Annotated in this window: 9 protein-coding genes; 7 read left to right on the top strand and 2 right to left on the bottom strand. The window is 60.5% G+C overall.

Translation table 11 applies throughout. The features are described 5' to 3' along the window. Nucleotides 1-200, bottom strand: a 200-nt coding sequence (locus G552_RS16550; protein WP_027883357.1) for a transposase, incomplete at its 3' end; no start/stop codon positions are given. A gap of 38 nt (nucleotides 201-238) precedes the next feature. Between G552_RS16550 and G552_RS0112655 the strand changes: the two genes are divergently transcribed. The 7 genes from G552_RS0112655 to G552_RS15475 all read left to right on the top strand — a co-directional run bounded on the left by G552_RS0112655 (nucleotide 239) and on the right by G552_RS15475 (nucleotide 8,605). Beyond that, a complete protein-coding gene (locus tag G552_RS0112655) occupies nucleotides 239-1,711 on the top strand; it encodes a right-handed parallel beta-helix repeat-containing protein (RefSeq protein ID WP_169447890.1) in 1,473 nt (490 codons plus the stop codon). A gap of 76 nt (nucleotides 1,712-1,787) precedes the next feature. Beyond that, complete coding sequence (gene mntA, locus G552_RS0112650) at nucleotides 1,788-2,189, top strand: type VII toxin-antitoxin system MntA family adenylyltransferase antitoxin (protein ID WP_027883355.1); 402 nt, start codon at nucleotides 1,788-1,790, stop codon at nucleotides 2,187-2,189. Further along, a complete protein-coding gene (hepT, locus tag G552_RS0112645; RefSeq protein WP_027883354.1) occupies nucleotides 2,176-2,589 on the top strand; it encodes a type VII toxin-antitoxin system HepT family RNase toxin in 414 nt (137 codons plus the stop codon). Before mntA ends, hepT begins: the two co-directional genes overlap by 14 nt. Nucleotides 2,590-2,686: 97 nt before the next feature. Then, nucleotides 2,687-3,181, top strand: coding sequence for a hypothetical protein (locus G552_RS0112640; protein WP_027883353.1), 495 nt, complete (start codon nucleotides 2,687-2,689; stop codon nucleotides 3,179-3,181). Nucleotides 3,182-3,270: 89 nt separating this feature from the next. Continuing rightward, a complete protein-coding gene (locus G552_RS15485; protein ID WP_051195807.1) occupies nucleotides 3,271-4,275 on the top strand; it encodes a helix-turn-helix transcriptional regulator in 1,005 nt (334 codons plus the stop codon). A gap of 316 nt (nucleotides 4,276-4,591) precedes the next feature. Further along, the gene (locus G552_RS15480) at nucleotides 4,592-6,304 is read left to right on the top strand and encodes a vWA domain-containing protein (protein WP_245575202.1); all 1,713 of its coding nucleotides are present in this window, start codon (nucleotides 4,592-4,594) and stop codon (nucleotides 6,302-6,304) included. A 9-nt stretch (nucleotides 6,305-6,313) separates the two neighbouring features. Further along, nucleotides 6,314-8,605, top strand: coding sequence for a tubulin-like doman-containing protein (locus G552_RS15475; RefSeq protein ID WP_051195805.1), 2,292 nt, complete (start codon nucleotides 6,314-6,316; stop codon nucleotides 8,603-8,605). On the opposite strand, the gene G552_RS15470 is transcribed toward G552_RS15475, so the two are convergent. After that, a partial coding sequence (locus G552_RS15470) for an integrase core domain-containing protein (RefSeq protein ID WP_036270869.1) occupies nucleotides 8,602-8,886 on the bottom strand: 285 nt, incomplete at its 5' end. The genes G552_RS15475 and G552_RS15470 overlap by 4 nt on opposite strands.

Below are 8,886 nucleotides of genomic sequence, written 5' to 3'. Positions count from 1 at the left end.
TCCAGTTCGCGGACGCGGGCCTCTTGTTCTGCGCAGCTATGGGAGAAGGCGGCATGGGCGTTATCCAAGAACGCCCGTTGCCACCTGTAGAGCACGGACTCTGCGACCTCGTGAGCTCGGCAGGCTTCGGCCACGGTCCTTTGACCCGACAAGACCTCCAACACAATTTTTACCTTTTCCTTCGCTGACCACCTGCGCATCTCGCTACCCCTTCAGGCTACACCCCTCGGTCTCTCTCTTGGGGTGGTCCAAATTTGGGGCAGCACTTCAAACCGTCTCGCCCACCAGCCTGAGCGTGGGCAGCAGCAACTTGCAGCAGAACCTGACTATTGCCACCAGCGCCAATACCCCGGTGGGCCAGCACACCCTCACGCTAAAGGCTGCTTCGGGCAGCATCGAGCGCACGGCCACAATAACCCTGATCGTAAACCAGGCCGCCTCCTTCACTGTGAATACCACTGCTGACACGATTGACGCTGACCCCGGTAACGGCCAGTGCGCCGACAGCAACAACAACTGCTCCCTGCGGGCAGCGGTGATGGAGGCCAATGCCCTCGGTACTCCTGCTATCATCAACCTTCCCGCGGGCACCTACACCCTTACCCGCACCAGCAGCATAGACGAGCAAGGCGACGACCTGGACTTGAAGAGCAACATCACCCTGCGCGGTGCCGACCGCGATGCCACCATCCTGGACGGCAACAACGCCACGAGGGTGGTTCAGGTGTACTCGGGTAAAACGGCGGTTTTGGAAAACCTTACCGTTCAGCGGGCACCACAATCTGCATCTGCGGTATGGAACGATAGTGGTTCGCTCACCCTGAAGGATGTGGTCGTAAAAAATAACGGTGGGTATGGTGTTTACAACGACGGCACCGCCACCCTGAGCAACGTGACCATAAGCAACAACAGCGGTAACGGGTTTTATAACTACAGAGGCACCGCTACCCTGAGCAACGTGACCATCAGCAACAACAACGGTACCGGGTTTTACAACGAATACGCCACCGCTACCCTGAGCAACGTGACCATCAGCAACAACAACGGTACCGGGTTTTACAACGAATACGCCACCGCTACCCTGAGCAACGTGACCATAAGCAGTAACGGCGGTACCGGGTTTAACAGCTACGCAGGCACCGCTACCCTGAGCAACGTGACCATCAGCAACAACAACGGTACCGGGTTTTACAACAACCAATACGCCACTGCTACCCTGAGCAACGTGACCATCAGTGGTAACAGTACCACAGGCTCTGGTGGAGGAATTTATAACTATGGCACCTTGAATATCGCTTTCTCGACCATCACCAACAACACCGCTTCGCGCGGAGGTGGGCTGCGTATCGCTGGAGGAACCGTAAAGCTTAAGGGCGTGATTCTAGCAGGCAACACCGCAACTAGCAACGTTGGGCCGGAGTGTGAAGGCACCCTTACCAGCAATGGCTACAACCTCATCAAGAGCAATGCTGACTGCTCCTTTACCCGCGACAGTACGGATATTCTCAACCAAGACCCCAGCCTGGGGCCCCTGGCCGACAATGGAGGCCCGGTACAAACCCACCTCCCGAATGCAGGCAGCCCGGTGCTGGATCGGGTGCCCGCTGCGGCCTGCACCGACCTCAGCAATAATGTGCTTTCTACTGATGCACGCGGTGTTGCCCGCCCACAAAACGGTAGCTGCGACATAGGCGCGGTAGAGAGAAACTAGCCCCGATGGGCCAGCCGCGAAGCAGCCCAGTAGGGCTGCTTCGTTTTTGGGGGCGGATTCTGCTACCCTAGGGGTTGTGGGGAGCCTTTTACCCGATTCGCTTTATGCTGTATTTGCCAGGTATCCGCAGGTGCAAGCTGCTTTCTTGTTTGGCTCCCGTGCCTTTGGGGGGGCTCGCCCGGATAGCGATTGGGACCTGGCGGTGTACCTCGAGCCCCCAGAACCCGATCCCACGCTGGAGATCCTTACCGACTTGGTGAAAGCCGGTTTTGAGCGCACCGACTTGGTGGTTTTGAACCAGGCCCCGCCAGTGCTGGCCTTCGAGGTAGTGCGGGCCAACAAGGTGATTTACCGGCGGGAGGGGTTTTGCGTGGGCAGCTATGTTTCGCGGGTGGTGCGGGAATACTGGGACTTAGAGCCCCTCTTGCGCATCCAGCGGGAAGCTATGAAAAGGCGGTGGCTGGGTGACGCGGCCTGAGGTACTGCGGCGGCGGCTGGCCCACCTGGAGGAATATTTGCGGGTCTTACGGGGGCTGGCAGGCTACTCCCTGGATGAATTTCTAGGTAATCCCGAGCGATACGGTGCGGCGGAGCGGTTTTTGCAGCTTTGCATCGAAGCCATTAGCGATATGGCCGCCCATGTGGCTTCGGACGAAGATTGGGGCAGCTTTGAGCGTACCAGAGATTTGGTCTATCTTTTTCGTGAACGCGGCTTGGTGGATGAGGCCTTAGCCGAGCGTTGGCTGCGCATGATCGGTTTTCGCAATCTGCTGGTGCACGAGTATCTGGAGATTGACCGACGCCGGGTGTACCGGGTCTTGCAGGAGAATCTAGGCGACCTCGAGGCCCTGGGCCGGGTATTTATTCGGTTTTTGTAAGCTCGAGCGCTTCCCACAGCCTCAAGATGATCGGGTGAAGAATGGCTACCCCAGCTCGAGCCACCCCTATTCTCTTACCTCGAGCCCATAAAAGTTCTTGCCCCTCGAGGTGCGCCCCATCGGCTTTGACCCCGCGCAACATCCCCTGCGCTTCCTCCTGGCCTCCGGGGGGGAGATTAAGGAGCGTCCCGAGGAACTGGCGCAGGAGATTGGAGAGGGCTTAACCCCCAAGGACGAACTCATCGTGGAGGTCAGGACCGACGGTCAGAAAAACGAATGGCGCAAGCTAGCGAGCTTGCCCGTGGAGGTGAGGGTGCGCCTGGAGGGCTGGACCGGGCCCCGGGGGGCTTTTGTCCGCACCCATCCTCCGGGCCTCGCCCTGCGGGCTCGAGTCTTTGCGGGGGAGCGCCTGATACGGGAGGAAGTTTTGCCAACGGAGCCGGAGGGTAGTCTGTTGGTGCGGCCCACCTTGATGCCGCTTCGAATCGAGGCGGATGGGTTCGATGCATCCTTGTCCTTTACCCTTATGCCGCAAGGGTGGCCGGGGGAATGGTGGCGGCAGGGTTTAGGCTTGGGCGGGTCGTTGGCCTGACCGTGGAGCGGTCTCAATAGCCCTAAACGGGGTGCTTCGCCAAGGTCAAACTCCACAGGCGTTCGTTTGCGTCCCGGCTAGAATGAGGTATGGGCGAAAAGCGGTCGTACAAGAAATCTATACGCCTGTTGGAGCTTGAAAGGCTTTTAGAGCTTCGGCCACGCAGCACGGCAGAACTGGCCGAGCAGCTTGGGATTAGCCAGAGAACGATTCAGCGGGATCTCGACGACCTGCGCAAGTTGCACGGCAGCGTACAGGTGGACGCCCAGGGGCGCTATTACCTGGTTACCCAGGCGCAGCACAGTCCCTACAGCCTCCTCTTGAACTACACCATCTTTCGCTTCTTCTACCACCAGGCCCCTACCCATCATCAGTATTTTTTAGACGAGCTACACCGCCATATCAAGCAGCTTCCCGAGCATATTCGCGGCTTGGTTGCGCGAGACCTCGAGGCGTACCGCCGACGCAACCTCCCCTCCGATCGCGTCCTGGAGATGGTGCTCCGGGCCTGGCAGGAGCGGCGGGTTTTGCAAGTCGGTTACCGCGATCTGCAGGGTAGACGGTCCCAACGGAAGCTGGAGGTCTGGTTTCTGGAGCTGAACCGTTGGAACCTGGCACTGTATGCGCTGGCCCGCATGCCCGGCTCAAGGCATCCCGGCCCCAGCGTGTACAAGCTGGCCCGCATGTCCAACCCGGTGCTCCTGGACGAGCGCTACTCTATCCCCGAGAGCTTCGACCCGAACCAGCTGCTTTCCGGGGCCTGGGGCGTTACCCTGGCTCACCGCAAGGTGCAGGTCGTGCTTCGCTTCGCCCCGGAGGTGATTCCAAGGCTCCGGGAGGGGGATCTGCCGGAAGCCGTGGAATGGCACCCGTTGGAAGATGGCCGCGCCGAGGCGGTGTACGAAGTGAATGCGGGTCCGGATGGATACCCCTTCGAGCTTCTGGGTTGGGTTCTTTCCTGGGGCAGTCTGGTGGAGGTGGTGGCCCCGGAGGACTTGCGCGTCCGCTGGCTCGGCGAGATTCGCACCCTGGCAGTCAGGTGGGGGGAGGCCCTACGTTTGAGGGAGCTGTCGCCGTTGACCCTTTCGCACTAGGTTTCCCGGCCCCCGGAAACGACATTATGTGTCGCTTCTCTTTGAGATACTTGCCGCTAACAGAGGTGATCGTGGTTCAGGAAAGGCTTTTGCAGAGAAAAATAATTCGCTCGGGAAGTCTCCGGAAGACTTTCTCACCCGACGCCTTTTTGCCGTTGATCTGTTCTGAGGTGCTCGCAAAGGCCTGGGGTGGTCTCCAGTCCCATGGGGAACCCAGCCGCAGTCGCTCCCGCTACCCAAGGCTTTGCAGCAGGGGAGGGGCTTTCGCACGGGGTTATCCCTCTCAGTTGCGCAAATTTTACGGAGCACAGGGTCTATGAAGCGTGTTGCTACGGGGTCGTTGATTGTGTGGGCCTTGTGGGGAATTCTTCCTCTGCTTTCCCCAATCCGCGCCCAAACCTGCTCTACCAGCGAAGCTGGCCCGGGCTCAGCGCAGGCACCTCTACCGGATCGCTACCACTACGTATTTGTTTTGGACACCTCGGGCTCCATGATGGGGCTGGGTGACGGTAAGGGGCGGGTGATCTTTCCCCGGGTCAAAATGGAGCTAAAGCGTTTCGCAGAGCAGCTACCCCCCGACAGCCGCGTTACCATCCAGCCCTTCGACGCCGGGCCGGGGCCTAGCCGCACCTTTGTTTTACCCGCAGAGAAAGATGCCCTTTTCCGTTATGTGGATTCCCTCGAGGCCCGGGGCTCGCAAACCTATCTCTACGCTACCCTTCTGAAGATCCTCGAGGGTATCGGACACAATCGGCGGCCCCGTGAGGCCTACAACGTCTACGTCTTTACAGACGGGCAGGACAACGATCCCGCCCCTTTGACCATCCAAGATGTGACCCGCCGCTACGAACTCCAGCGCGGCGCGTATGACTGGATCTTTTACATCAGCCTGGGCATTCCGGCCCCTAAGGACGTGATTACCTCCTTGAGCAAAGCACCCAACGCGCGGGTTCTCGAGGCCCCTCCGAACCAGGTACCCAGCCTGAGCGAGGTGATCCTTCGCCCCTCTGCGCTCGATCTGGGCAACCTTTGGGCGAAGAAGGAGGTCCAGCGAGACGTCCAGCTGGAGTCCCGGGGTTCCGTCCCGACCGTTGGCTTCAGCGTGGAGGCTCCGGTCTTAGATCGGGCCGGGGCTTTGCTGCAGGTGGAGCCCTCGAGGATTCCCGCGGGGGGTACCGCGACCCTGACTTTCCGCTTGCGCAACTCCGATGGTCTCGCCCCCGGAACTTACCAGGCCTGGCTCTGCCCCAAAGCCCCCAGCGAAACCGTGGTCCGACCCAGAGGCATTCCCCTCCGGCTGGCTTTTCACCCCCCGGGCGCCTACACCCTGGTACCCGTCAACGTTCCCGAGGCCCTGCAACTGCGGCCTGGGGAGAAGGCCGCCCTTACCTACCGGCTGCAGGGCAACGCCTGGGCCAAGGAGCCCCTCACGGTGGCGGTGGAGGCGCCCAAAGGCTTAAGGGCCTCCCTGAACGGGCAGGAGGGTCCAGCCACACTCCGCCCCGGGGAGGAGTTGAAGGTGGCGGTGGAAAACACCGGGTTGGGGGGCGGCAGCACGGTCAGGCCAAGCCTCCAGCTCACGCCCCCCCCGGGAAGCACCCTCCAGACCCCCAGCACCCTCCCACCGGTCACCCAGCCCATGACCTGGTGGGACTGGCTCAGGCGCTACTGGTGGCTCTTCCTAATTCCTTTACTGCTCCTGGGGGGGTTCCTTTGGCGCTGGTGGCAGTCGCAGCAGCCCTGGGGCAAAGGGACTTTCACCACAGCTCCGGATAAAGGATGCCAGGAGGTCTCCAAACCCCTCAAAGGAGCGGTGGACGTGGGGAGGCTTTTTGGAGAGGAAAGATTGGAGGGGCTCAGGCTGCGGCTCGAACGGCGAAAGCCCTGTCTTGAAGATTTTCCCCTGGGGGTGGAGGTCAAAAGCGCTAACTATCCCGTTGACGCTAGAACACCCCTGGAATGGGGAGAGGTTCTCAAGTTTTACGATTCGGGCAAGGAGCTGGGCTCCTTGCAGATCAACCGTAAGTGAGGAAACGCAATGACTGCAGAGCCACAGGATATCACCCAAGCTGTGCCCAGCGCTCGCAAGCTCAAGCGCACCGTTCTTATCGGGCTTGGAGGCACAGGGAAGAAGGCCCTTTTACACGCCAAGAAGCGCTTTTTAGAGACCTTTGGCGAGGAGCCTCCGCTGGTCAAATACCTGCTTATCGACACCACCAGCGCCAACACCGACCATCTGGTGGCGCAGACGCCGAAAGGGGAGAAGCCCGTGCGCCTCCGGGCCGACGAGATCCTCCATATCGAGGCCCGGGGGGCCAGCTTACTCCCGCGCGTTCATGACGAGATCCGCGAGTGGTTTCCCGCAAAGGCCGATTTGAAGGCCAACATCCTTTCGGGAGCCGGGCAGATTCGTGCTTTGGGACGGCTGGCCCTGTTTGCCAACGCCACGGTGGTCTATGAGAACCTCCGCGACCTCCTCGCCCTCGCCCGCGACTACCGGGACGAGCGCCCAAGCAGCGACCGGAACAACATCTATGAGCCCTACACGCCCCACCTCACGGTAGCCTTGGTGGGGTCACTGGCCGGGGGGACCGGATCGGGTATCTTCCTGGACGTGGCCTTTGTCCTGCGCCAGCTCATGAAGGATGAAGACCAGCTTTTCGGCCACTTCCTGCTACCCGACATCTATGTGAACCGGCCCGGCACGCAGAACGTGGAGGCCAACGCCTACGCCGCGATTAAGGAGCTGGATTACTTCATGAGCCTGGAAGACACCTTCCGCTACCGCTTTGGTGGGAGGGAGGTCGAGGTTCGCAAGAAGCCTTTTGACATGGTCTTCCTGGTCAACCGCCAGAACCGTGCGGGGAAGACCTTCAACGAGATCGACGACCTCATGGAGCTTTTGGGTCTGGGGCTTTACCTGTCGGCGGGGCCTTTGGGTAAAGAGCAAGCCGATACCTTCGATAACATCGTCCACAAACTCAACGAACAAAAGGGCAGGTATTACGGGAAAACCGCCCACTACGCCAGCTTTGGCGCCGCGGAACTGCGCTTCGAGCCCGAGGGTATACAGCAGGAGAGCCAGCGCATCCAAGCCTTAAAGGCCCTGGACAAACTCCTTGACCAGGGATACGGATGGACACCCTCCGCCATCCACGCCAAGCTGGAGGAACTCAAGACGCTCGCGCTCCCGCTCGAGCTGGAACTGCCCCGCGCGGCCACATCCCGGGAGGAAGACCGAAAGCTGTGGTCCATCGTGGAGTCTCAGGTCGAAGAGGTTCCTCAAAAACACCGGGAAGCGCTTTTGCGCGAACACCGTGAAGGTATAAGGCCTTTCGTCCGACAGGAAGCGGCCCAAGCCTTGGGCCAGGGTGCAGGGCTAAAGGGCCTCGAGGATTCCCTGAAACAGCTTCTTCAGCGTTCCCAAGCGCTGGAACAAGAATTGCAACGGGAGGCAGCTAGGACCAAAGAGAACAGGAATGAGCTCCTGGAGAACACCCGAACTCGGGTGAACAAGAACCTCTCACGGGGATTTTTTGGTCTGGTTCGGCAGCCCCAAGATGCAGTACTCAATCGATCAACACTTCAGCGAATCTACCAGCGTTCTGCAGACGTGGGCCTCCAGGAAGGCCGGGGGGCGCTGGCTACGATCTGGGTGCAGGCCCTCGACGAGCTTCTGGAAGAGATAAGAAGGGCTACCCAAAGGATTCAGGAATACCGCAGCAAGCTTGAATCGGAAAACTACAGCGGGGCCGGGCAAGCCCAGGACGTGGAGCCCTTCACCCTCACCTTGCCGCCCCCCTATGTTGAGCAGGCAGGAAAGGTAGAGGTGAGGGAGGACGGGGGCGAGATCAGGTGGGATCTGGAGGCACTCCTCCGGGATCCGGTGGCAGCTATCAAGCAGGCCCTGGAGAAAAGCGAGGCCGCCGCCATGGCCGAATGGCTCCACCAGGCCCTTTCGCGTAAGGACCAAGAGCCTGGGCTTTGGGAGGCGGTGGAGCGCAATCTGCGGGAGCTGGACCGGATTTCGGACCCGGCCTGGGACTACGAGGACGCTTGGGTATCCAACCCCGGACTCGGCTACCGGGAGAAGGTTCACATCTTGGGGGTTGCCAACGCCAGCAGCCGGGACGACCCCTTCGTGGGCCGAGACGAGATCCTCAACCTTTTCGCCTCGAACCTACATGACCGCATGCGCCTACAGCGGGTTTCCACCGGCGATCCCAACCGAGTGCTCTTCTACAAGATGGAGGCCTCTATCCCAGCCTTTGTGCTGAGGGGCATCCTGTACTGCGCCCCTAAATTTGCACCACCTCACCGGTCAGTTTAGTCAGGGCTCCCACCCCCTTTCAACAGGCTGTCCACAAAAGCTTCAGGCGTCAGGTACCCCAAGGCCGAGTGCGGACGCTTGCGGTTGTACACCTCAAAGACGAACGCCTCCACCGACGCCCGCGCCTCCTCCAGAGTCCGGTACTCCCGCAGGTCCACCCACTCCTCCTTGACGGTCCGGATCAGCCGCTCCGCGTGCCCGTTCTCCCAGGGCCTCCCCGTCCCCGCGTAGCTCAGCCTCACCCCTAGCCCCAAAAGCCGCTCCACATAGGCCCTGGAGGT

Source organism: Meiothermus rufus DSM 22234, assembly GCF_000423425.1.
GTDB classification, from domain to species: domain Bacteria; phylum Deinococcota; class Deinococci; order Deinococcales; family Thermaceae; genus Meiothermus; species Meiothermus rufus.
The sequence above is the reverse complement of the archived record's forward strand: the minus strand, read 5'-3'. Positions and strand labels throughout refer to the sequence as shown.

What these genes read in the sequence shown, in the direction of transcription:
- G552_RS15485 (WP_051195807.1), top strand. Translation starts at nt 3,271, where the DNA reads ATGGGCGAAAAGCGGTCGTACAAGAAATCTATACGCCTGTTGGAGCTT.
- G552_RS15480 (WP_245575202.1), top strand. Translation starts at nt 4,592, where the DNA reads ATGAAGCGTGTTGCTACGGGGTCGTTGATTGTGTGGGCCTTGTGGGGA.
- G552_RS15475 (WP_051195805.1), top strand. Translation starts at nt 6,314, where the DNA reads ATGACTGCAGAGCCACAGGATATCACCCAAGCTGTGCCCAGCGCTCGC.